Annotated in this window: 19 protein-coding genes; 12 read left to right on the top strand and 7 right to left on the bottom strand. The window is 64.5% G+C overall.

Annotated features, from left to right (window positions below; genetic code table 11):
• Positions 1 to 152 precede the first annotated feature (152 nt).
• Both NLM25_RS13135 and NLM25_RS13130 read left to right on the top strand, forming a co-directional pair.
• Positions 153 to 1010, top strand: a complete 858-nt coding sequence (locus NLM25_RS13135) for a VOC family protein (protein ID WP_254137194.1) — start codon at positions 153 to 155, stop codon at positions 1008 to 1010.
• Positions 1011 to 1090: 80 nt separating this feature from the next.
• Positions 1091 to 1366 (top strand): hypothetical protein, encoded by a 276-nt coding sequence (locus tag NLM25_RS13130; protein ID WP_254117203.1) that lies wholly within the window; start codon positions 1091 to 1093, stop codon positions 1364 to 1366.
• Between the two features lie 837 nt (positions 1367 to 2203).
• Here NLM25_RS13130 and NLM25_RS13125 read toward each other — a convergent pair.
• Positions 2204 to 3235, bottom strand: coding sequence for a L,D-transpeptidase family protein (locus NLM25_RS13125; RefSeq protein WP_254137193.1), 1032 nt, complete (start codon positions 3233 to 3235; stop codon positions 2204 to 2206).
• A 179-nt stretch (positions 3236 to 3414) separates the two neighbouring features.
• On the opposite strand from NLM25_RS13125, the gene NLM25_RS13120 reads away from it, so the two are divergent.
• Positions 3415 to 4362, top strand: coding sequence for a lytic transglycosylase domain-containing protein (locus NLM25_RS13120; protein WP_254137192.1), 948 nt, complete (start codon positions 3415 to 3417; stop codon positions 4360 to 4362).
• Between the two features lie 4 nt (positions 4363 to 4366).
• Here NLM25_RS13120 and NLM25_RS13115 read toward each other — a convergent pair whose 3' ends face one another.
• The 3 genes from NLM25_RS13115 to NLM25_RS13105 are packed head-to-tail and all read right to left on the bottom strand — an operon-like array spanning position 4367 to position 7309.
• Entirely contained in the window at positions 4367 to 4750 is a 384-nt protein-coding gene (locus NLM25_RS13115; protein WP_254137191.1) for a cupin domain-containing protein, read from the bottom strand.
• An 11-nt stretch (positions 4751 to 4761) separates the two neighbouring features.
• Positions 4762 to 5466 (bottom strand): SDR family oxidoreductase, encoded by a 705-nt coding sequence (locus tag NLM25_RS13110; protein ID WP_254137190.1) that lies wholly within the window; start codon positions 5464 to 5466, stop codon positions 4762 to 4764.
• A gap of 43 nt (positions 5467 to 5509) precedes the next feature.
• A complete protein-coding gene (locus NLM25_RS13105) occupies positions 5510 to 7309 on the bottom strand; it encodes a thiamine pyrophosphate-binding protein (RefSeq protein WP_254117197.1) in 1800 nt (599 codons plus the stop codon).
• Between the two features lie 218 nt (positions 7310 to 7527).
• Between NLM25_RS13105 and NLM25_RS13100 the strand changes: the two genes are divergently transcribed.
• The 4 genes from NLM25_RS13100 to NLM25_RS13085 all read left to right on the top strand — a co-directional run bounded on the left by NLM25_RS13100 (position 7528) and on the right by NLM25_RS13085 (position 13275).
• Positions 7528 to 8445, top strand: a complete 918-nt coding sequence (locus NLM25_RS13100) for an IclR family transcriptional regulator (RefSeq protein ID WP_254137189.1) — start codon at positions 7528 to 7530, stop codon at positions 8443 to 8445.
• Between the two features lie 145 nt (positions 8446 to 8590).
• Positions 8591 to 9835: an ABC transporter substrate-binding protein gene (locus NLM25_RS13095; RefSeq protein ID WP_254137188.1), complete on the top strand. Its 1245-nt coding sequence runs from the start codon at positions 8591 to 8593 to the stop codon at positions 9833 to 9835.
• Between the two features lie 27 nt (positions 9836 to 9862).
• A complete protein-coding gene (locus NLM25_RS13090; RefSeq protein ID WP_254137187.1) occupies positions 9863 to 10738 on the top strand; it encodes a branched-chain amino acid ABC transporter permease in 876 nt (291 codons plus the stop codon).
• A complete protein-coding gene (locus tag NLM25_RS13085) occupies positions 10735 to 13275 on the top strand; it encodes a branched-chain amino acid ABC transporter ATP-binding protein/permease (protein ID WP_254137186.1) in 2541 nt (846 codons plus the stop codon). Before NLM25_RS13090 ends, NLM25_RS13085 begins: the two co-directional genes overlap by 4 nt.
• Positions 13276 to 13281: 6 nt before the next feature.
• On the opposite strand, the gene NLM25_RS13080 is transcribed toward NLM25_RS13085, so the two are convergent.
• Positions 13282 to 14256, bottom strand: coding sequence for a tripartite tricarboxylate transporter substrate binding protein (locus NLM25_RS13080; protein ID WP_254137185.1), 975 nt, complete (start codon positions 14254 to 14256; stop codon positions 13282 to 13284).
• Positions 14257 to 14661: 405 nt separating this feature from the next.
• Between NLM25_RS13080 and NLM25_RS13075 the strand changes: the two genes are divergently transcribed.
• From NLM25_RS13075 to NLM25_RS13065, 4 genes are all read left to right on the top strand, one after another.
• A complete protein-coding gene (locus NLM25_RS13075; protein ID WP_254137184.1) occupies positions 14662 to 15330 on the top strand; it encodes a hypothetical protein in 669 nt (222 codons plus the stop codon).
• Entirely contained in the window at positions 15279 to 15596 is a 318-nt protein-coding gene (locus tag NLM25_RS44125) for an HGGxSTG domain-containing protein (RefSeq protein ID WP_309143596.1), read from the top strand. The genes NLM25_RS13075 and NLM25_RS44125 overlap by 52 nt, the downstream gene beginning before the upstream one ends.
• 132 nt (positions 15597 to 15728) lie before the next feature.
• Complete coding sequence (locus tag NLM25_RS13070; protein WP_254137183.1) at positions 15729 to 17228, top strand: CYTH and CHAD domain-containing protein; 1500 nt, start codon at positions 15729 to 15731, stop codon at positions 17226 to 17228.
• Positions 17229 to 17334: 106 nt separating this feature from the next.
• Positions 17335 to 17691 carry a response regulator gene (locus NLM25_RS13065; RefSeq protein WP_254117189.1) on the top strand — a complete coding sequence of 119 codons (357 nt, stop codon included), beginning with the start codon at positions 17335 to 17337 and terminating at the stop codon, positions 17689 to 17691.
• A gap of 188 nt (positions 17692 to 17879) precedes the next feature.
• On the opposite strand, the gene NLM25_RS13060 is transcribed toward NLM25_RS13065, so the two are convergent.
• Positions 17880 to 18449 carry a c-type cytochrome gene (locus NLM25_RS13060; protein WP_254137182.1) on the bottom strand — a complete coding sequence of 190 codons (570 nt, stop codon included), beginning with the start codon at positions 18447 to 18449 and terminating at the stop codon, positions 17880 to 17882.
• 125 nt (positions 18450 to 18574) lie between these two features.
• Positions 18575 to 19849 (bottom strand): sorbosone dehydrogenase family protein, encoded by a 1275-nt coding sequence (locus NLM25_RS13055; protein ID WP_254137181.1) that lies wholly within the window; start codon positions 19847 to 19849, stop codon positions 18575 to 18577.
• 221 nt (positions 19850 to 20070) lie between these two features.
• Between NLM25_RS13055 and NLM25_RS13050 the strand changes: the two genes are divergently transcribed.
• Positions 20071 to 21318 carry an MFS transporter gene (locus tag NLM25_RS13050; RefSeq protein ID WP_254137180.1) on the top strand — a complete coding sequence of 416 codons (1248 nt, stop codon included), beginning with the start codon at positions 20071 to 20073 and terminating at the stop codon, positions 21316 to 21318.
• Positions 21319 to 21340: the final 22 nt, after the last annotated feature.

Here is a 21340-nt window from a genome sequence, read left to right as displayed (position 1 = left end):
GCCAACGCGCGTCGACCGCGCATTTCGCGGAATGAAATTCCGCATTTCCCGTCGATTTGAAAATGACTTGACCGCCCATCCGGCGTAGACAAGGCCAGCGGGCCGCCTATGCGGACGCAAAGTCAGTTTGCAATTGTCGCGGGGAAAGAACAGTGGCCCTCAAGAACGTCATCGGTATCGACCACGCGGTGGTCATGGTTCAGGACCTCGACAAGGCCGCCGAGAATTACCGGCAACTCGGCTTCACCGTCTCGCCGCGCGGCACCCACAGTGCCCATATGGGCACCGGCAACTACACCATCATGTTCGACCCCGACTATATGGAGCTGCTCGGCGTGCTGGCTGCGACCGAGCACAACGCGCCCGCGCGCGCCTTCCTCGACAAGCGCGGCGAAGGCATCGAGCGCATCGCCTTCACCGCGGTCGATTCCGCAGCCGGCGCGGAGGAGATCCGCGCACGCGGCCTCACGCCGATCGGCCCGACCGATTTCGAACGGCCGGTGACGCTGCCGAACGGTACGGTGTCGGCAGCAAAATTCCGTACCTTCATGTGGCCGACCGCGGAAGCGCCCGGCGGCGTGCGCATCTTCGCCTGCCAGCACAAGACCCGCGAAACCGTGTGGATCCCTGAACTGATGAAGCATGCCAATGCAACAAGGCGGATCAAGCAGACGCTGATCGCAACGTCGGAGCCCGCGAAGGAGGCCGCGCATCTCGGACGGCTGATCGACCGCGAACCGAAGGCCGAGGCGGACGGCGCGGTCACCGTGCCCTCCGGCGGCGATCGTGCCGACTTCGTCTATTTGACCTTGGACCAGCTCGGCAAACGCTATCCCGGCGTGCCGCTCACGGGTCTCTCCGAGCGCGGCGGCGCGGCGCTGGTGCTCGTCAGCGGCGATCTCGCGGCGACCGAGAAGGCGCTGGGCTCAGTGGCCGTGCGCAGCGGAGCTGCGATCTGCGTACCGCCGGCCAGGGCCAACGGCACCCTGCTCGCCTTCGTTGCCGGCTGATTTGAACTAATTCTTTAACAAGCGTTTACCGGGCAGGCCGTAAGGTTTTCAGGCATTTCACACTGCCTGAGACCAAGCGCATGTTCAAAGAGGGATCGCCGATCGCCTATGACGCGCCGGCCGAGTTGAAGAAGTGGCCGTCGCTGAAGGGCGAGAGACAGAAGGACAGAGGTCCGCCCTATCTGGTCTACAACGGCACGCTCGCCGACTGCGTTCGCGAGCTCATGGGAAAGCCCATCAAGGGTATCTCGCTCTACGACATCATGACGAGGCCGCAAGCCGCGTTCGACCAGACCGTGCTGTCGCCTGGCGACGCCGCAGAGATCGCGATGCGTAAGGACTTCCCGAAAGACTAGGGCGTGTACTCATAAACGTCGGCTTGCGAATGCAAAGCGGAAGTCTGCCACATTGAGCGTGATCGGCGGCTTGTGACCCAAAGCGGCCTATCCAGCATTTAGCCAAGGGGTGGGTGCAGTTTAAGCCATTTTGCGCGAGCGGTTTGCTCTGATCCGCCGCGCCGGACTTCATCTTCTCTAAAATCTGTCCAATACCGGTAGGTGCAATATAGCCCGCACAACCAAAGGAAAATCAGAAGCAGAACAAGCGGACGAATGAAGCTTTTCACGAACTCGGTTGGATCGAAAATCTTCAGCAAGAAAATCAGGGCGAGACATACAACTCCAGCAACCGCAAAGCCTCGCACTCGAAACCGCCAAACTCGGACTTCCTCTGAAACAGTCATCCCTGTTCCTCCAGGGTACGAACGCTCTGGCGCCTAACTGGCTCTGCGGCTTTCGTCTTCGAATGGCGGACGACTGAGATGTCTCGTGAGACGCCCCTCATTGCCCCATCCGTAGCTCTTAGCGAATGGAACGTATACAAGGCAGGCTAGGCCCAACGCTATCAGTACCACGACGAGGCTGAGGCCGAGGAACATGTAGGCGCTTGACGTGCCCCCGACGACGAGGACGAGCATAAGGGTGGAGCGAATGCTGAAGGGTGACATGCCCGCTAAAGTAGCACGAGGACCCTCTTAGCTGGCAGCTCTCTGACGACTAGGGTTTGCAGACCGTTAAGTCAGCTTCTGGCCCTTAGCGGGCTAGCTAGGGCGAACTGGCGATGTCCGGTCTTGAAGACTAAACGGACACGAGCCCTACCTCCGCGTGGGCTGATCGGGTTTATGAGTACACGCCCTAGTTCGCGGCGCGCCTGGCGGCAGGCTTCCCTTGCTTCGATGACGAATCCGTGGGCGCATCGAGGAAAACGACCGGCGTGCCGCGCTTGAGGTTGTCGCCGAGCGTGCGCACGTCCCAATTCGTCAACCTGATGCAGCCATGCGACGCGGACTTGCTGACCTTGTCGGGCTCCGCCGTGCCGTGGATACCATACCCCTGCGCCGACAGGCCGATCCAGTACGCCCCGACCGGATTGTTCGGGCCCGGCTTGACGTCGAACGGCTTCTTGGACTTGACGCTGTGAAACTTGTAGTCGGGATTGTAGCGGTAGGTCGGCTTCTCGCTGGTGCTGGTGACCTTGAGCGTGCCGCTCGGCGTCGGGCGATCCGGGCTGCCGATTGATGCCGGATAGAACGCGAGCAGACGATCGGACCCGTCGAACGCCTTCAATGTCCCATTCTTCTTGTCGACTTCGACCCGCACAATGCGTGGCAGCTCTCGCCGTGCCGAAACGTTTGCAACGATGATCGTCTCGCCGGCCTTGTCGAAGGACTTGCCTGGATTGAGCGATCGAAGCAAATCCTCGCTCATGTGGAATTTCTCGGCGAGCCCCTCGAGCGGGCTGGTGTAGCTCAGCGCCTGCAGCGACTTCATGTCCTCCAGCTTGCCCGGCAACACCTTCAGGAACGGTCCCTTCACATCGGTGTCGGCGATCTTGTACTCGACGACAACGGGACCTTCACTCGCCGCGCTCAATCTCTCCCAGAGCTCCGGCGCTATTGTCTTGTCGGATGCGATACCGTTCTGCTCGGCAAATGCTCTCAGCGCCTTTTGCGCGTTCTCGCCGAGCTTGCCGTCGATCTCGCCGGGCGAGAATTGCGCACGGTCCAGCATGACCTGAAGCTTCACAACGGATGCGTTGACCTTGTCGGTCGCAGGCTGTTTTGCCGGACGCGCGGCGTCGTTCACTGCGGTGGCATCGAGATTGTTCGCGAGTGCCGGACAGGTCACCCACAGCGCAATCACCGCACCAAGCATCCACCGCGTCATGTCGCTCGTCCCAATTCACCAACGCTCCGCAAAAACCGCGGAGAGTTTCACTTCGGGAACACCGTAGTAACACCGACGGAACCGGCGAGACCGCAGCTTTGCCGCAATCGGACGGTTAAGAACTCCTTATTGCCGGCGCATCGCTGGCCGTTCACCCACAGTTCGAGGTTGCCCCAGCAATGCGATTTGTCGTCGCGGCTTGCGCCGCGTTTCTGATTCTGATGTGCGACCTCGATCCGTCGCCGTCCCGGCAGACATCAACTTTCGACCGCGTTGTTCTTCAAAACACTCAAGCCTCGCCACTTGTTCCAGTTGTCGAGCTCTTCCTCGCGAGCGTGCAAGCCATCGAGCTGACCAACGCGCGCGCGGCCTATGAAGAGACACCCGAGCCGCCGCGCGCAGTCGAAGCTGTCGTGCAGGCGCCTGCTTCGCCGACCGAACGATTCTGCCACGCACTTCGCCAGGCCGCCGAAACGAGCGGCATTCCGGTGCCGTTCTTCGCCCGCCTGATCTGGCAGGAGAGCCGCTTCAAATCGAACGAGGTCAGCCAGGCCGGCGCACAGGGCGTTGCGCAGTTCATGCCGGAGACTGCCGCCGAAGTCGGGCTTGACGATCCCTTCGATGCGATGAAGGCGCTGCCGGCATCAGCCAGATTCCTGCGCAAGCTCCGCGACGATTTCGGCAATCTCGGCCTTGCCGCGGCCGCGTATAACGCCGGCCCCGGCCGCATCCAGAAGTGGCTTGCCAGGGAAAGCGAGCTGCCGCGCGAGACGCGCGACTATGTCCGCATCATCACCGGCACCAGGGCCGAGGACTGGACCGAGCGCGCGGACGCCCTCGCGATCCGGATCGACCTGCCGCGCGAAGCGCCATGCGAAGGCGTCGGCAGCCTGTCCAAGACGAAGGACGTCGCCTGGGTTCCGGTGAACCTGACACCCTCCGCTGCCGCCATCATTCGCAAGGCCGAGCAAATGGCGGCGCGATCGACCGCCAACCGTGCACGCAAGCGTCTTGCCTCCGTGATCCGGAAGAGCACCCACGGCAAGGCGCGCATCATCATTGCGGTGCGCGCGGCCGGAAAAAGCGCGAAGGCCCGCGCCGTCCGTTTCGCATCGAGCGATCGCTGACCGCTCACACCGGCTTGTCGTCGTCGGTCACCGGCGACGTCACCACCAGGAACACGAGATCCGTCAGACCGGAATTCGAGATCGCGTGCTCGACGCCGGGCGGCAGGAAGATCACGTCGTGCTTGCGCACGACATGGTTCTTGCCCGCGATCTCCATCAGCCCCTCGCCTTCGAGCACGTGATAGACCTGCTCCTGCACCTTGTGGTGATGGCGTGCGACATGGGCCATCGGCTGGTACATGGAGATGCGATAATCGATGTGGCGCGAGCCCGCGGTCTCCGGCATCACCAGCGGCTTCGACAGCGCGCCGCCGAAGTGATTTGGGAATTCGCGCCAGGGCACCTCGGCGATGTTGCGGATGAAGGCGGCATTGCTTTGCTCGGCCATGATCGTGCTCCCTAGTTCACCAGCGCGCCGCCGTCGACATAGACGATCGAGCCCGTGGCAAAGCCGTTCGCCATGAAGCTCAATATCTGCCAGGCGATGTCCTCGGCCGCACCGACGCGGCCGACCGGCAGCGCGGCGGCCGTCTTCGCCAGCATCTCCTTCCGCACAGCTTCCGGCATCGCCGCCCGGATCGGCGTGTCGATCACGCCGGGCGACACCGCATTCACCCGCACCGGCGCAAGCTCGAGCGCGAGCGCGCGGGTCAGCGATTCCAGCGCGCCGTTCGCGGCGCTGATGATCGCCGAGTTCGGCCGCGGCCCGACGCTGAGAAAGCCGGTGACCAGCGTCAGCGAGCCGCCCGGACGGATCTCGGCCTCGCGCGCAACGCGCCAGGCGCCCCAGAACTTGCCTTCCATGGTGGCGCGCACGTCGTCCATCGCAACCGTCCTGAACGGGCCAGTGCGCAATTGCGCGGCCGTGAGCACGACATGATCGACGGCGCCGATGCGGCGGAACAGGTCAGCGACGCTCTGGTCGCTGGTGACGTCGGCAGCGATAGCCGTCACCTTCAGCCGCTCGGCGACGGGATCAAGCTTTGCGGCGCTGCGCGAGGCGATGATGACGTCCGCGCCTTGACTCTTGGCAAGCTCTGCCGTGGCCAGCCCGATTCCAGAGGAGCCGCCGACCACGACGACCTTTTTGCCTGCGAGCGTCATTCCGATCTCCCGACATTCCTGTTTGATTGTTGAGCCCGCGCGATCAGCCCGGCTGGAAGCGCGTACCGATGCCGGCCTTGCTTTGGCCCAGGCCCGGCAATTCCCAGACGCCGGCGCCAGACGGATTGACGTCGGCGGCGATGTCGACGTCAATCAGATAAGGCCTGTTCGCGGCGATGCCCTTGCGAATCGCTTCGCCAAGATCGCCGGGCCGGTCGACCCGCACGCCCTCGACGCCGCAAGAGCGCGCCATCGCCGCAAAGTCCGGATTGTAACGCTCGCCCGTCTCGGGATGCCTGAAGTCGGTCGCAAGCTCGCGTCCGCCGAGGTAGCCGCGCTGAAGTCCACGGATCGAGGCATAGGCGTAATTGTTCCAGACCACCCAGACCACGGGCAGATTGTACTCGACCGCCGTGCCCAGCACGTTCGCGTGCATGAAGAAGGCGCCGTCCCCGCACACCGATACGCAGGGGCGATCGGGCGCCGCGAATTTCGCGCCCATCACGCCGGCAACGCCAAAGCCCATCGGACCAAAGCCCATCGAGCCAATCAGCGAATCCGGCCGCTTCGGCTTGCAGAAGCCGAGCAGCCAGTTGTGATGCACGCCGATGTCCGACACGAGGATCGCGTCTTCCGGCAGCGCCTTGTCGATCTCGGCCGCCGCGCGCTGCGGATTGATCGGGGTGGTGTCGTCGGAGAAGCCGGGCGCGACGAACTTGTCCCACTCCTTGCGATAGCCATCGATCTGCGCCAGCCATTTCTTGCGCGCATCGGACTTTTTGAAGAGGTTGTCGCGGCGATCGAGCTCGGCGTGGACCTGGCGCAGGAACGTGCGCACGTCGGCCATCAGCCCGAGCGCAACGGGATAGTTGCGGCCGATCTCCTCGGGGTCGATGTCGACGTGGATCAGCCGCGTCGGCGGGATGGTGAAGGAATAGCCGGGAATCCACGAGCTCGAGGTTCGATCGTCGAAGCGGACGCCGAGCGCGAGCAGCACGTCGGCCTGGCGCGCGGCGTGGTTGGCCTGATAGTGGCCGGCGCGTGCGACGAGGCCGAGCGCCAGCGGATGATTGACGTCGAGCGCGCCTAGCCCGCTCGCTGATGCCGCCACCGGAATCTGAAGCCGCTCGGCGAGCTTGCGCAGCTCGTCGGCCGCGCCGCCATAGCGTACGCCCTGCCCGACCAGCATCACCGGCCGTTCCGCCGCGAGCAGCATGTCGACCGCCTTCTCGACACCTTCAGGATCGGCGCCGCAGCGGCTGGAGATGTTGGCGCTCCACTCGATCGCCTTCGGCGCCTCTTCGGCCGCCGATTCCATGAAGACGTCGAAGGGCACATCGACCACCACGGGCCCCGGTCGCCCCGTGACCATCGTCTTCCAGGCCTGCCGCACCGCCAGCGGCACCATCTCGCCGCGCGTCGGTTGAAACACCTTCTTGCACATCGTGCGCACGGTCGAGGGGAAGTCGGCCTGATAGTGCCGATACATCTCCTGGAACGCGCCGCGATTGAACTGGCTGGTCGGCACATTGCCGGTGATCGCCATGAACGGCACGGAGTCGAGGAAGGCGTTGGCGAGCGAGATCGGCAAATTGGCGGAGCCCGGCCCGCACGAAGTAAAGGTCGCCGTCGGCCTGCCCGAGACGCGGTAGTAGACGTCGGCCATGAAGCCGGCGACGCTCTCGTGATGCACGGAGATCGTCTTGATCTCCTGGGAGCGTTCGTACAGCGCATCGATGAACTGGATGTTGCCGTGGCCGCATAGCCCGAACACCTGCGGCACCTTCTCCTGGATCAGATAATCGACAATGACCTGGGCGCCATTGAGCATGTTCTTCGACATCAACCCGTCTCCTGCCGACCCACGACTTCTTATGGACCGATGCAGAGAATGGGACGGTCGTCGCTGAGCCGCGGGCACCCTATTTCTCATAATGCTGTACGTCAATTTATATTGTGATAGTCTGTTGACCTGAGGAAACGCGGGCTCGGCTCCGACGGCTGCGTGGTTGCGTGCTACTGTCGCAGCATCGAGTCACGACGGATTTGAAAGAAGGGGCCTTGTCCTTGAGATCGCGCACCAAGCCGACGACCGGCGAGAAGCCCGCAAGCCCGCGCAAGGCCGCGATTGCGAAACTGGTCCCCAGCCCCACACCCGAAAGCGACGATGACGCCGAGGACAAGCAGCGCGGCGGCGGCGTTCAGTCGCTCGGCCGCGCCTTCTCGATCCTCGAGGAGGTGGCGCGCCATCGCGAGGGGATTGGGCTTGCGGAACTCAGCAAGCTCGTCGGCCTGCACAACTCGACCACGTTTCATCTGGCAAAGACGCTGGTCTCGCTCGGCTATCTTCGCCAGGAGAAGGACAACAAGCGCTACCGCATCGGACGCCCTTTGTTTGCGCTCGCGGCATCCGCGCTCGACGAGATCGAGATGGTCAATGTCGCAACGCCCGTGCTGGAGGAGCTGTCGCTCCAGACCAGCGAAAGCAGCCATTTCGCCGTGCGGATGGGCGATGCGGTGGTCGTGATCGCGCGCACCAGCGGTCCCGGCGCGTTTCAATTGACCGATCGTGTCGGCGTGGTGCGGCCGGCTCATTGCACCGCGCTCGGCAAGATCATTCTGGCCTCGCTCCGTCCCGAGCAGCTCAAGAGGTTCATCGATCGCGTGGAACTCAAACCCTCGACGCCCAAATCCATCAGCAATCCCGCCGCGCTGATGCGCGAGATTGCCGAGGTGCAGCGCACCGGCGTTGCCTTCGACGACGGCGAGTTCAATCCGGAAGTGCGCTGCGTCGCCGTGCCCGTCACCGATTTCACCGGACAGGTGATCGGTGCGCTCGGCATTTCCGGCCCGATCTGGCGGCTCTCCAACCAGGCGCTGCACGCCAGCGCGCAGGTCGTGCAGGCCGCTGCCGACCGGCTGTCGGCCGAATTCGGCGCCAAGGGCTCGGCGCAAAAGGCGCTCACGCAAAAAGCCTGAGCCGCAACCCGAGCGGCGATTTTGCCGGTTGACACCGGCAATGGCGTTCGGGATTATCCTCCAGCATTAAAAGAACGTCTCTCACAATACCGGATATCCGGTTTTGAAAGGGAGGCACACGATGCACCCCGGGGAGGAGACAGACATGATCCGCACCAGCCGACGGACGTTGTTACGCACGGGCGCAGCCTTCGCTGGCGTGTCCGCACTTGGGTTTCCATCCATCGTCAGGGCACAGGCCGAGAAGATCCGGATCGGGCACCTGACGCCGCTGACCGGCTTTCTCGGCGTGATCGGCAGCTACGCGCAGCTGGGCGTGAGGCTCGCGGCCGAAGAGATCAATGCGTCCGGCGGCATCATGGGCAAGCAGATCGACCTGCTCTCGGAAGACTCGATCAATCCCGCGACCGCCGCCACGAAAGCCCAGCGCATGCTGGAGCAGGACGGCGCAGCGGTGCTGCTCGGCGAGATCTCCTCGGCCTCCTCGCTCACCATCATGCAGGTCGCCGAGCGCAACAAGAAGGTGTTCTTCTCGACCGGCGCACGCTCGGACGCGCTGCGCGGCAAGAACTGCAACAAGTACTCGTTCCACTGCGACATCCCGAACACCGTGATGGTCAACGCGGTCGGCACCGCGCTGTCGCAGAAGGGCATGGTGAAGGGCAAGAAGTTCTTCACGCTCACGGCCGACTACATCTTCGGCCACGACCTGCTGAAAGCCGCAAAATCGTTCTTTGGCGCGCATGAGGCGAACCTGATCGGCGACGAGCTGATCGCCACCGACGTCACCGATTTCAGCCCGTATCTCCTCAAGGTACGGCAGGCCAAGCCCGACGTGGTCTGCTGCAATCTCGCCGGCAACCAGGTCACCAATCTCGTCAAGCAATATGCCGAGTTCGGCTTCCCCTATCCGCTGGTCGGCTTCAATCTCAACACCGGCGATGCCTGGGCCGCGGGCGCGGGCAATCTCAGCGGTACCTGGCCGACGGTCTGGTATCACACGCTGAACAATCCGACGTCGCAGGCCTTCGTCGCGGCCTTCACCAAAAAATATGGCAAGCCGCCGGAGAACCACGCCTGGATCGAATATGTGACGCTGAAGCTGCTGGCGGAGGCGATCAACACGACGAAGTCGACCGACAGCAACGAGCTGATCGCCTACTTCGAGAAGCAGGCGCAGTTCGACATTGGCAAGGCGCGAAAAGCCTATTTCCGCAGCTGGGATCACCAGCTCGTGCAGGAGGCCTATCCGTTCACCGTCAAGCCGAAGGACCAGATGAAGGACCAGTGGGACATGCTGGTGCTCGGCGATGTGGTGCCGGCGGCGAACGATCCGCTGGAGACGATCTATCCGACCCGGGAACAGAATCCCTGCGAGATGAAGGCCTGACGCGCGCACGCGCGGCAAGGACGCAACATGCAGTTCGAGTTCCTGCTGGAACAGGTGGTGAATGGCCTCGTGCTCGGAGGCTATTACCTGCTCATCGCGCTCGGGCTGTCGCTGATCTTCTCCGTCGGCGGCATCGTCAATCTTGCGCATGGCGCCTTCTATGCGCTCGGCGCCTATGTCTGCGTCGAGCTGACGAAGCGCCTCGGCTTCGGCGCTTCCGTGGTGATCTCCCCGTTCGCGGTCGCCCTGCTCGGCATCCTCTTTGAACGCGTCATCCTGCGCCGCTTCTACACGGCCGATCCGATCTTGAGCCTGCTCGTCACCTTTGGCCTCGCGATGGTCGCAGAACAGGCGATCCGCATGATCTGGGGCGCTGCACCCGTGTCGACCGAGATCCCGCAGAGTTTTCGCGGCTCGGTCATCGTCGGCGACTTCCTGTTTTCCCGGTATCGTCTCCTGATCCTTGCCGTCGTTGCCGCGATATTGCTCGGCATCTGGCTGCTGCTGCAAAAGACCTCGTTCGGCCGCGTCGTGCGGGCCGGCATCCAGCGGCCGGACATGGTCGCCGCGCTCGGCATCCGCCTGCAGCCCTACATGACAGGGATCGTGATGCTCGGCGTCGGCATGGCCGCGCTCGGCGGCGCCTTCTTCGCGCCGATCACCACCGTGCATCCGGCGATGGGCGCGGAGATCATGACGGTGGCCTTCGTCGTTGTCGTGATCGGTGGGCTCGGCAGTTTCTGGGGCGTCGTCATCTCCGCCCTGCTCGTCGGCGTGGTGCGCGGCATTGCCATTCACTTTGAACCAGCCGCCGGCGAGGCCTCGATCTACATCCTGATGTTCCTGGTGCTGCTGGTGCGCCCGCGCGGCCTGCTCGGCGAGCGCATCGAGAAGTTCGAATGAGGAGCACTTCCACCATCGCCAGATTGAAACCGCTGCTGATCGCGACTGTCGCGGTCGTCGCGCTGCCCTTCCTGCTGAAGGCGTTCGGTCTGTCGCTCAACACCGGCACATGGATCGTTGGGCTCGCGATCGCGACCATGGGGCTCAATCTCTGCATCGGCTATACCGGCCTCGTCTCGTTCGGCCACAGCGCCTGGTTCGGCATCGGCGCTTACGCTGCCGGTCTGATCCAGCTTCGCTACTTCCCCGGCGAGATCTGGCTGCCGCTGCTGGGATCGATGGTCGTGGTCGCCATCGCATCAACCGTGATCGGGATGCTGATCCTGCGCCGGCGCGGCGTCTACTTCTCTCTGCTCACGCTGGCGCTGGCCGCGCTGGTCTACACCACGGCCTTCCGCTGGACGAGCCTCACCGGCGGCGAGGACGGGCTTGGCGGCCTCAAGCGCGGCGGCATCGGCGCTATCAGCTTCGACAGTGCCCTCAACTATTACATCGTGGTCGCGGCGATCGGCCTCGCCGTGCTCTACGTGCTGATGCGCCTCGTGCGCTCGCCGTTCGGGCATGTGCTGGTCGCGATCCGCGAAAACCAGCTGCGCGCGAGCTTTCAGGGCTACCCGGTCGAGCGCTACAAGCTCGCGGTGTTCGTGATCTCCGCCGTCGTCACCGGCCTTGCCGGCGCGCTGATCGGATTCCTCAACTATCTCGTCTCGGCCGAAGCGGTCTCGGTGCCCTTCGCCGGCGAGCTGCTGGCGATGGTCGTGATCGGCGGCATGCACAGCCTGCTCGGCCCCGCGCTCGGGGCGCTGTTCTTCATCCTGTTCAGGGAACTGTTCTCGATCTGGACCTCGGACTGGCTGTTCTGGTTCGGTCTCACCTTCGTGGCTTTCGTGATGTATTCGCCCGGCGGCCTCGTCGGCATCGGCGCGCTGATCATGCGCCGCCTCCGCCCGCCCGCGGAAGAAACGGCCGCGATGAGCCGCCGCAAGATCTATGACGGCCTGCCGCTGCCCGATTTCCTGCGGCCCGAGACGCTGAAGGGAACGGTGCTGGAAGTCAGCGGTGTCTCGCGAAAGTTCGGCGGCATCCGCGCGGTCGAGAATGCCAGCATCACGGTCGCGGCCGGCGAGATCCACGCGCTGATCGGACCGAACGGCGCCGGCAAGACCACGCTGTTCAACCTCATCTCCGGCCTCTATGCGCCGGAGCAGGGCACGATCCGCCTGCAGGGCCGCGACATCGCCGGCGTGCCCGCGAATCTGATCTGCCATCAGGGGCTGGCGCGCTCGTTCCAGATCACCAACCTGTTTCGCGGGCTGACGATCTACGAGAATTTGCGCCTGTCGCTGCAGGCGCGCCGTTCCATGCGCTTCAACATCTGGAACGACATCGACGCGTACGAAGACATCCACGCCGAAGCCGCGGCACTGACAAAGTTCCTCGGCCTCGAAGGCATCGAGGCAATCGAGGGCGGCGAGCTGTCCTATGGCGGGCAGCGGCTGGTCGATCTCGGCATCGCGCTCGGCAGCAAGCCGCAGGTGCTGCTGCTCGACGAGCCGCTCGCGGGCCTCGCCGCCGCCGAGCGCGAGCGGGTCTGCAACCTCGTCAAGAACATCGCGGCCAACATTCCCGTGCTGATCGTCGAGCACGACATCGACCGCGTGCTCGGCTTCTCGCAGGTCGTGACCGTGATGAACCAGGGCGAAGTGCTGATGTCCGACTGTCCCAAGGCGGTGCGGGCCGATCTTCGGGTGCAGGAAATCTACACCGGCAAGGGCATTCCTCCCGTCGAGCATCGACGCAGCCTCGAGGAGGCCGGCGAGCACGAGACCGTGCTGCGCCTCGACCGGGTCAACACCTTCTACGGCAAGAGCCACATTCTCAACGATGCCGCGCTCGACGTGCGCGAAGGCGAGATCGTCGCGCTGCTCGGCCGCAACGGCGCCGGCAAGTCGACGCTGCTCAAGACCATTTCCGGCCTCGTGCCGGCGGCCTCAGGCAGCATCGACTATCACGGCAGCGACATCGCGCGCCTGCCCGCCCCCGACATCGCCCGGCGCGGCGTCGGCTATGTGCCGCAGGGCCGCGGGTTGTTCGCCGGCATGACCGTGCGCGAAAACCTCGCGCTCGGGCGCCTCGCGCGCAAGACCGATGGCAGCGACGGCGTGGTCTGGGACGAGGAGCAGATCCTCAATTACTTCCCGCGCCTGAAGGAGCGCATGAACATCGCCGCCGACTACCTCTCGGGCGGCGAGCAGCAGATGGTCGCGGTCGCCCGCGCGATGTCTGGCAATGTCCGCCTGCTGCTGCTCGACGAGCCGTTCGAGGGCCTCGCGCCGGCCGTGACGCTGGAGCTGTTCGGGGTGTTCGACCAGCTGCGCCGCCACATGTCGATCGTGATCGTCGAGCACAATCTCGACCTCGTGCTGGCGCTCGCCGACCGCGTCTTCGCGCTGGAGCGCGGCGCCGTGTTCCACCAGGGTCCGGCAGCGCCGCTGCTCAACGATCTCGGCTATCGCAAGCAGATTTTGTGGCTGTAGCGTCCCCTACTCCGCCTTGATGTTCGCGGCCGCGACGACCTCGGCAAGCTCCTTGGTCTCCTTCGCGATCTTGGCGGCGTAGTCGGCCGGGCTGAGCACGCTTACGACGCCTTGCGTCTCCAGCCGCTCCTGCAGCACCGGATCCTTGGCGGCGGCGATGATCTCACGATGCAGCGTTTCCTGGATCGGCGCGGGTACGGCCTTCGGCATGAAGAAGCCGACCCAGAACGAGATGTCGAAGCCGGGATAGCCGGCTTCTGCGATGGTCGGCACGTCAGGCAGCGACGGCAGCCGTTCGGCCGAGGACACCGCGAGCGCGCGCAGCTTTCCGGCCTTCACCAGCGGCACCGCGGACAGGGGATCGAACACCGCCAGCACCTCCTGCGCGAGGATGCCGACCTCCGACGCCGCACCGCCGCGATAGGGCACGTGGATCAGCTTGATACCGGCCTTCTGGCTGAGCAGCTCCATGGCGAGATGAGCGAGGTTGCCGTTGCCGCCCGAGCCGTAGGCGAGCGCGCCCGGCGCGGCTTTCGCCGCCGCGACGAGATCGGCCACGGTGTTGATATTCGCCGTCTTGGGATTCTCGGGATTGACCACGAGGACGAGCGGCGCGGACACGACGGTGGTGAGCGGCGCGAAATCGCCTTGCGGGTCGTAACGAGCTTCCTTGAACAGCGTCTTGTTCAGCGTGATGGTGGACGAGTTGCAGGCGAGGATCGTGTAGCCGTCCGCGTCCGCCCGTGCCACGCCCTCGGCGGCGATCATGCCGTTGGCGCCGGCGCGGTTCTCGACCACGAAGGGCTGCCCGAGCCTGTTGCTCAAGCGGTCGGCGACGATGCGCGCGACGACGTCGACCGGTCCGCCGGCACTGAAGCCGACCATGATCTTGACCGGGCGCACCGGATATTTTTGCGCGAGAGCCTCGGTCGTCACGCACAATCCGGCGACAATCGCCAGCAGGCGAAGCGTTCGTTGCATTCGTTCTCTCCCCGGACCCGCGCCGCGCTCTTGCATATGTCGATGCGGCGTATTCGACCGTCATGATTAGCGGCCGCGCCGGATTTCGCAATCGCGTTTCCACGCCGGCATTCCGCCGCGCGGCAGGCGGGAGCCGCATCCAGATAGAAAATGCGAAGACAACCCCATGCACAGTAGGCGGCGCGTGCAAGAACAAGGACTTGCGCGCTTCGCAATGTCCTTTGACTCGTCGGGCAAAACACTGGCAGAATGCCATCATCGCAACAATCGTCAGCGTCACCACCGGAATGGCCAGGGCCACGCCGACGCAGTTGCGCGTAAACCCTTCATCGACATCCCGAAATTCGCAATCGCGCGCGGCAAGCGAACGATCGCGCGCGCCTGCGCCAGCCAAGGACACAGCCCATGACGGCATCCGCAAAACGCCACGCCACGCCGCCGGTTGCGGCAAACGATCGCAGCGGATTCATCGCGAGCCCGCGGATCAAGCTCTACAAGCGCCGCATCGCGATCGACCATCCCGACCCGCAAGCCGGCGAGCGGCTGCTGGCCGACGCACTCGGCGCCGTCGACCGCGATGCGCTGCACGGCATCCTCAAGCAATTGGTGAAGGCAAGCGCGATCGGACACAAGCCGGACGAGGCCAATCTCGCCTTCATGATCTCGACGATGAAGAGCATCGCGCCGAGGGGTTCCATCGAGTCCATGCTGGCGGCGCAGATGGTGTGCGTCCACATGGCGGCGATGCGCTCCGCCTGTCGCCTTGCCTGCACCGACGATCTTCCGCAGCAGGAGAGCATTACACGCGCACTGTCCCGGCTGGCACGCACCTTCGCAGCGCAGATCGAGGCGCTCGGCCGCCATCGCAGCGGCGATGAGCGCGCCATCACGGTGAAGAATTTGTCGGTGCAGGAAGGTGGCAAGGCGATCGTGGGCCATGTCACACAGCACGCCAGCGTGATTGTCGCGGAGGCAGGGATGACAGACCCATTTCCGAATGCGCAGACGATGGCTCCGCAGGAATGTCGTTGCAGCGACGACAGGCCCGGCGCAGCGCGCGGTGGCATCGCATGAGCAGCAATCACGTCCGCAATACCGGCCCGATGCGCGCAAGCCGCCGCTGCGGCGCAAGGACCCGCCATGGCGGCCCCTGCTGCGCGCCGGCCATGCGAGGCAGATCGCGTTGCCGCATGCATGGCGGCGCACCGGGATCACGAGCGCCTCGCGGCAACCGGAATGCCTGGAAACACGGGTTCTTCACGCGCACCGCGACTGCGGAGCGGGATGGCGTCCGGGCACTGCTGGATCAGGCATTCAAGCTGCTGCGGGACATGCCTTGATGCCGGCCCCTCGAGCATGTCCGAGCCGGGTTCCGTGAAATTCTGATGACCGCAGATCACGAACTGAAATCTTCCCGCACCGGAACTCCCGCGCTGACCCCGCTTTGAATCGGGGCAACGGAAACGCTCCCGATGAACGCTGAAACGGAACTGAAATTCCTCGTTGCGCCGCGAAAACTGTCGTCCATCCTGCATAACGGTGCCGGGCGACGCCGCGATCAGACGCTCGTGTCGACCTATTTCGACACGAGCAAGCACAAGCTCAGGCGACATGGTTTCACCCTTCGGGTTCGCAACGTCGACGGACACTATGTGCAGACCGTGAAAGCGGCCCGATCGGGAAGCTTGACGCGTGGCGAGTGGGAGAACGAGATTGCGGGCGCACGGCCGGATCTCACGAAGACGAAAGATACGCCGCTCAAGGACCTCGCGACCGGAAAACTTCCTCACAAGCTCAAGCCGGCCTTTCAGACCAACGTTCATCGCACGACCCAGGCAAGGCGAGTCCGAAAGAGCCGGATCGAGCTCGCGGTCGATCGCGGCCGGATCGCCGCCGGCCGTCGCTCGCGGCCCATCGCCGAACTCGAGCTGGAATTGAAGTCCGGGCAAACCGCCGATCTGTTCCGGCTGGCACGGACCGTCGAACGCAAAACGGACGCAGAGCTCGATCTTCGCTCGAAGGCCGAGCGCGGTTTTCAACTCGCGACGGGCAGTGGCGGCGGCGTACAACACGCCGAACCGGTCCAGCTCAAATCCGGACTGTCACCGCAAGACGCCTTCCGCGTCATCGCGCATTCGACACTTCGTCACATCACGGGGAACGCAGATCCGGTGCGCGGCATGGATTCCGAAGGGGTCCACCAGATGCGCGTCGGCCTGCGGCGGTTGCGGGCAGCGATCTCCCTCTTTGACGATATCCTGCTGCGCGCAAGCACGGCCCGGGTGAAGACCGAACTCAAATGGCTCACAGGCGAGCTGGCGCCGGCGCGCGAGATCGACGTGTTCCTGAAGGAGAGCCTTCAGCCGATTGCCGCCCAGGGCGTCCCGCGACGCGGCGCTCGTGCGATTCGCAAGAAATTCTCCGGGCAACGCGCGGCCGCCTTCCGGCGCGCCCGCGACGCCACTGCGTCGGCCCGCTATCGCCGCTTGCTGATCGATGTGATGGAATGGATCGAGTCCGGGGGATCTCGCACCGATCAGGACCGCACGATCGCTACCTACGCCGCCGCCCTGCTCGATCGACGCATCAGGAAGGCGCGAAAGCAGGGCAAGCACCTGAACGATCTCACCCCGCAGCAGCGCCACAAGCTGCGGATCAGGATCAAGAAGATTCGCTATGCCGTCGACTTCTTCAAGAGCCTGTATGGGAATCGCGACCAGCAGGTGCTCGCGGATCTCTCCGGCCGGCTGAAGCAGATTCAATCCGCCCTGGGATCACTGAACGACTTCATGGCGCATCGCGAGCTGGCGACGGAAGCCGCGTTGGCGGCGCCTCCCGCGAACCGCCGCGCACAGGCCTTCGCAGCGGGATTCATCGTCGGACAGGAACGCGAGGCGGCTGACGGCCTGATGAAGGACGCGGCGAAGGAGCTGCATCGGTTGCATCGTCTCCGCGTGGGACCGGCCGACTGAGTGACAACGGGGCTGACAGAAATCCGCAAGCGAACTTAGGGCATGTTGCACGGAACGGAACTGCACCCTGCAAATTAACATTTGATAAGAAGAGCGAGGTGCAATCATGGGCCAGTCAAAACCGTTTCGCCCGACCGCGATCGTCGTCGAGGACGATGACATTCAGCGCGAGATGCTCGCGCTGCTGCTCGAACAGCGGAACTTCGACGTGCTGCAATGCGAGGACGCAGAGACCGCGACCCTGGCGCTGAAGAAGAGGCACCCGTCCCTGATCATTACCGACATCAATCTGGTCGGGAAGATGGATGGCGTCGACCTCGCCTACTATGCCAAGCAGCATGATGCCGCGGTGCGGATCATCGTGATCTCGGGCAATCCGCTTCCGCGGCCTCTGCCTGCCGGCGCGAAGTTCTTCACAAAGCCCGTTTACCCGACTGCGCTTCTGAAGGAAGCCGCGCTGTAGCCGAGGTCTGCTGCTGCCTGTCCTTCGAGACGCCCGCCTTCGGCGGGCCCTCAGGATGAGGGCATGTTTTGCGGCGAGATACCCTCATGGTGAGGAGCCCGCCAAAGCGGGCGTCTCCGAACGATGCTCCGCATCGCCGGGCGACCACGCAGGCCGAGTTCGTTCGGCACATGCGACGATCCCGCCTCTCACCGGTAATGTGCGAGGTAATACGCAAGGTCGGCAATCTGGTCCTTGCCGACGGTCTGCATCACGTCGGCCATGGTGGCGTCGTAGCCGTGGCGGGTGTTGTCCTTGTATTCGGCGAGCGTCTTGCCGAGATAGTCCTCGCGCTGGTTGGCGATGCGCGGGACGTTCTCCTTTCCGGAGTAATCGGTGTTGTGGCAGGTGTTGCAGCGGTTCTGCTTCGACAAAGCCTCTCCGCGCGCCATCCGTGAGGCATCGGCCGCGTCAGTCGGCGGTGCGGGTTTCGGCAGCGTGGCGATGAAATCGGAGAAGGTGCGCAGATCGTCGTCGGTCAGCGGCTTCGCCATCTCGTTCATCGACTCGAACACGCGCAGCTTCTCGCGAAACATGAAGAGCTGGATCAGCGCGTAAGGCGCCTGCTGACCGCCGAGCGAGGGCGTGTTCTCGGTCTCGGAGGTGCCGCGCTCGCCGTGACAGGCAAGGCAGGGCGCGGCGCGCTCCTGGACGGTTTCGGCGTTTGCGGAGACGCTGAAGGAGGCCAGCACCAAAGCGGCGATGAGTGTTTTGTGCATGGGCTTCCTTCCGCGTATTCCGCTATTGCGAGGAATGAGGCGACGAAGCAATCCAGTGTGCTTCCGCGTTGGGATTTCTGGATTGCTTCGCTGCGCCCGCAATGACGGCAGTTATGACCGCGACCCTACTGCGCCGCGAGCTTCTGCTTGCCGTAGCTGATGCGGTAGACCGCGCCGTTCCAGTCGTCGGAGACGAGCAGCGAGCCGTCCTTCAGTTGCATCACGTCGACGGGGCGGCCGACATATTTGTTGTCCTCGAGGAAGCCGGTCAGGAACGGCTCCATCGACTTCACGCTGCCGTCCTTGTTCAGCCTGACGACGACGACGTCACCGCCCTGCTTCTGCGACTTGTTCCAGGAGCCGTGGCGCGCGACGAAGATCGCGTTCCTGTATGGCTTCGGGAACATGCTGCCGGTGTAGAAGCGCATGCCGAGCGCCGCGGTGTGCGGGCCCATCAGGCCGACCGGAGCGGTGTAGTTCTTGCAGTCCTTGCCCCAGCCGAGCTCCTGGTCGATGATGTTGCCCTGGTAGCAGAATGGCGCACCAAAATCCTCGCCGGCCTTGGTGACGCGGTTGAGCTCGTCCTCCGGCACCGTCTCCGACAGCCAGTCGCGGCCGTTGTCGGTGAAGTAGAGCTGTTTGGTGTCAGGATTCCAGTCGAAGCCGACCGTGTTGCGCACGCCGACCGCGTAAACTTCCGCGCCCGAGCCATCGAGATTCATGCGGCGGATCTGGCCGTGATCGGCGTCGTGCAGCACGTTGTTGCCGGGCTGGCCGACCGGAACATAGAGCTTGTTGTCGGGGCCGATGCCGATGAACTTCCAGCCATGCGCCTCGTCCTTCGGCAGCTTGTCGTAAATGACGGTCGGCTTCGGCGGGTTGTCGATGACGTCGTCGATCTTGTCGATCTTCGAGACTTTCGACAGCTCGGCGATGTAGAGCGTGCCGTCCTTGAAGGCGACCCCGTTCGGACGATAGAGGCCGGATGCGATCACCTTGACCGCACGTTTGCCGTCCTTGTTGGCGATGGCATAGACCTTGTCGACGAGGCGGCTGCCGACGAACACCGTGCCCTTGTCGCTCTGCGCGAGCGAGCGCGCATTGGCCATGCCCGAGGCATAGACCTCGACGTTGAAGCCGGCGGGCACCTTGAGCTTGGCGAGCGGCAGCTTCTCGGCCTGCGCCGGAATCGGCGGCGGCGCGACGGGGGCGAGCTTGGCGGCGGCCTCACCGTCCGGACGCCCGATCAAGGGCGAACCGGGCGGAAGCGGCTGGGCGGCAGGTGCAGCGCCGGCGGCGGGTGGAGTAGCGGGCTGCTGCGCCGCGGCGGACAGCGTGAACGCACCGAAGACAGCGCCGGCCAGCAACAAGCTGCGCGACGCAGACGAAATAGCCATCATGGTGATCTCCCCAAAGCGGAAGCCGTCTTCAGACGCTGGCGCGTCCGCGGCTTTTCCGATGCACAGTGTGTGAAGTTGCGAGAGCAATTGCAATCGGAACGACGTCGAGGACCCCTGACATCACGTCTGGGCGCCCCTGCGTGAACAGCGCCCCTCCCGCCATTGGCACCCTCCCCCCAATCGTGTAACCCGGCCCAAACCCTTGCCGGGACGGGACGCTGATGACTGCGGTTGCCACGGAAGAAGCGGGCGATGGCACCCGCGCGTTGATCTTTGCGCTGCTGGCGCTGGCCTGCGGGCACATGCTCTCGACCTTGCTGCGCACCATCCCCGCGGTCAGCCTCGATCTGATGGCCGCGGATTTCCACATGGAGCCGCAGGCGCTGGCGAGCCTCACCTCGGTCTATCCCTTTGCCTTTGCCGCGGCGCAGATCCCGGTCGGCGCCGCGATGGATCGCTTCGGCGTCCGGCCGGTGTCGCTGAGCCTGCTCATGGGAACCGTGATCGGCGCGATCGCGTCGGGCTTTGCGACCGGGCCGGAAAGCTTCGCGGTCGGGCAGGTGCTGCTCGGCATCGCGACATCAGGCATGCTGATGTGCCCGATGACGCTCGCCGCCAAGCAATTGTCGGCGGCGCGATTCGGGCTGTGGTCGGGCGCGATCCTCTCGATCGGCAATATCGGCATGCTGCTGTCGGCGAGCCCGCTCGCCTTCGTGGTCGACGCTTACGGCTGGCGCGCCGGGTTCTGGATCTCCGCGCTCGGCGGCGTGCTGGTGGCGCTCGCGGTGTTCCTGCTGGTGCCGAGCCAGCCGGCCGAGCACAAGGACGATTCCTCGCCGCTGTCGCAGATGATCGAGGTGCTCAGGCTCGGCTTGTCGCGGCCGTTGCGCGGGCTGATCGCGCTGGCGCTGGTGTCGCTTGCGACCTCGCTGGTGCTGCGCGGCCTGTGGGGCGGGCCATGGCTGATGGAGATCAAGGGATTGTCGCGGGTCGAGGCCGGCAACCAGCTCGGCGCGTTCACGCTGGCGATGATCGCGGGTCCCCTGTGTATCGGCATGATCGACCGCAGGCTCAACCGCCGCCGCGCGCTGGTGGCGAGCACGCATATGGTCGGGGCGCTGCTGCTGGCGCTGATGGCGCTCGGGGCGCCGCACTATCCGGTCTCGATGCTGTTCGGCGTTCCCGTGATGCCGCCGCAATACGATCTCGTGCTGTTCGTGCTGATCGGCCTGGCCACGTCCGCCCAGCCGCTGCTGTTCGGCATGTCGCGGCAACTCGTCGACGCGCAGACCGCGGGCAAGGCGCTCGCGGCGATCAACCTCGCCTTCTTCCTCGGCGCGGCGCTGATGCAGTCGGTCACCGGCGCGGTAGCGGCGCTCGCCGGGCTGCCGGCGGTGCTGCTGTTCATGGCTGCCATGCTGGGATTGGGCGCGCTGATCTTCTTGGCTTACACCTCGCCACGCTCATAGGATGGCGGGCCCATTGGCCAAA

The sequence above is a fragment of the Bradyrhizobium sp. CCGB01 genome, assembly GCF_024199795.1.
GTDB lineage: Bacteria > Pseudomonadota > Alphaproteobacteria > Rhizobiales > Xanthobacteraceae > Bradyrhizobium.
This window is presented reverse-complemented; position numbering and strand designations above follow the sequence as displayed.

Coding starts and splice junctions, on each gene's coding strand:
- NLM25_RS13130 (WP_254117203.1), top strand. CDS start 1,091: ATGTTCAAAGAGGGATCGCCGATCGCCTATGACGCGCCGGCCGAGTTG.
- NLM25_RS13125 (WP_254137193.1), bottom strand. CDS start 3,235: ATGACGCGGTGGATGCTTGGTGCGGTGATTGCGCTGTGGGTGACCTGT.
- NLM25_RS13120 (WP_254137192.1), top strand. CDS start 3,415: ATGCGATTTGTCGTCGCGGCTTGCGCCGCGTTTCTGATTCTGATGTGC.
- NLM25_RS13115 (WP_254137191.1), bottom strand. CDS start 4,750: ATGGCCGAGCAAAGCAATGCCGCCTTCATCCGCAACATCGCCGAGGTG.
- NLM25_RS13110 (WP_254137190.1), bottom strand. CDS start 5,466: ATGACGCTCGCAGGCAAAAAGGTCGTCGTGGTCGGCGGCTCCTCTGGA.
- NLM25_RS13105 (WP_254117197.1), bottom strand. CDS start 7,309: ATGTCGAAGAACATGCTCAATGGCGCCCAGGTCATTGTCGATTATCTG.
- NLM25_RS13095 (WP_254137188.1), top strand. CDS start 8,591: ATGATCCGCACCAGCCGACGGACGTTGTTACGCACGGGCGCAGCCTTC.
- NLM25_RS13090 (WP_254137187.1), top strand. CDS start 9,863: ATGCAGTTCGAGTTCCTGCTGGAACAGGTGGTGAATGGCCTCGTGCTC.
- NLM25_RS13085 (WP_254137186.1), top strand. CDS start 10,735: ATGAGGAGCACTTCCACCATCGCCAGATTGAAACCGCTGCTGATCGCG.
- NLM25_RS13080 (WP_254137185.1), bottom strand. CDS start 14,256: ATGCAACGAACGCTTCGCCTGCTGGCGATTGTCGCCGGATTGTGCGTG.
- NLM25_RS13075 (WP_254137184.1), top strand. CDS start 14,662: ATGACGGCATCCGCAAAACGCCACGCCACGCCGCCGGTTGCGGCAAAC.
- NLM25_RS44125 (WP_309143596.1), top strand. CDS start 15,279: ATGTCGTTGCAGCGACGACAGGCCCGGCGCAGCGCGCGGTGGCATCGC.
- NLM25_RS13070 (WP_254137183.1), top strand. CDS start 15,729: ATGAACGCTGAAACGGAACTGAAATTCCTCGTTGCGCCGCGAAAACTG.
- NLM25_RS13065 (WP_254117189.1), top strand. CDS start 17,335: ATGGGCCAGTCAAAACCGTTTCGCCCGACCGCGATCGTCGTCGAGGAC.
- NLM25_RS13060 (WP_254137182.1), bottom strand. CDS start 18,449: ATGCACAAAACACTCATCGCCGCTTTGGTGCTGGCCTCCTTCAGCGTC.
- NLM25_RS13055 (WP_254137181.1), bottom strand. CDS start 19,849: ATGATGGCTATTTCGTCTGCGTCGCGCAGCTTGTTGCTGGCCGGCGCT.
- NLM25_RS13050 (WP_254137180.1), top strand. CDS start 20,071: ATGACTGCGGTTGCCACGGAAGAAGCGGGCGATGGCACCCGCGCGTTG.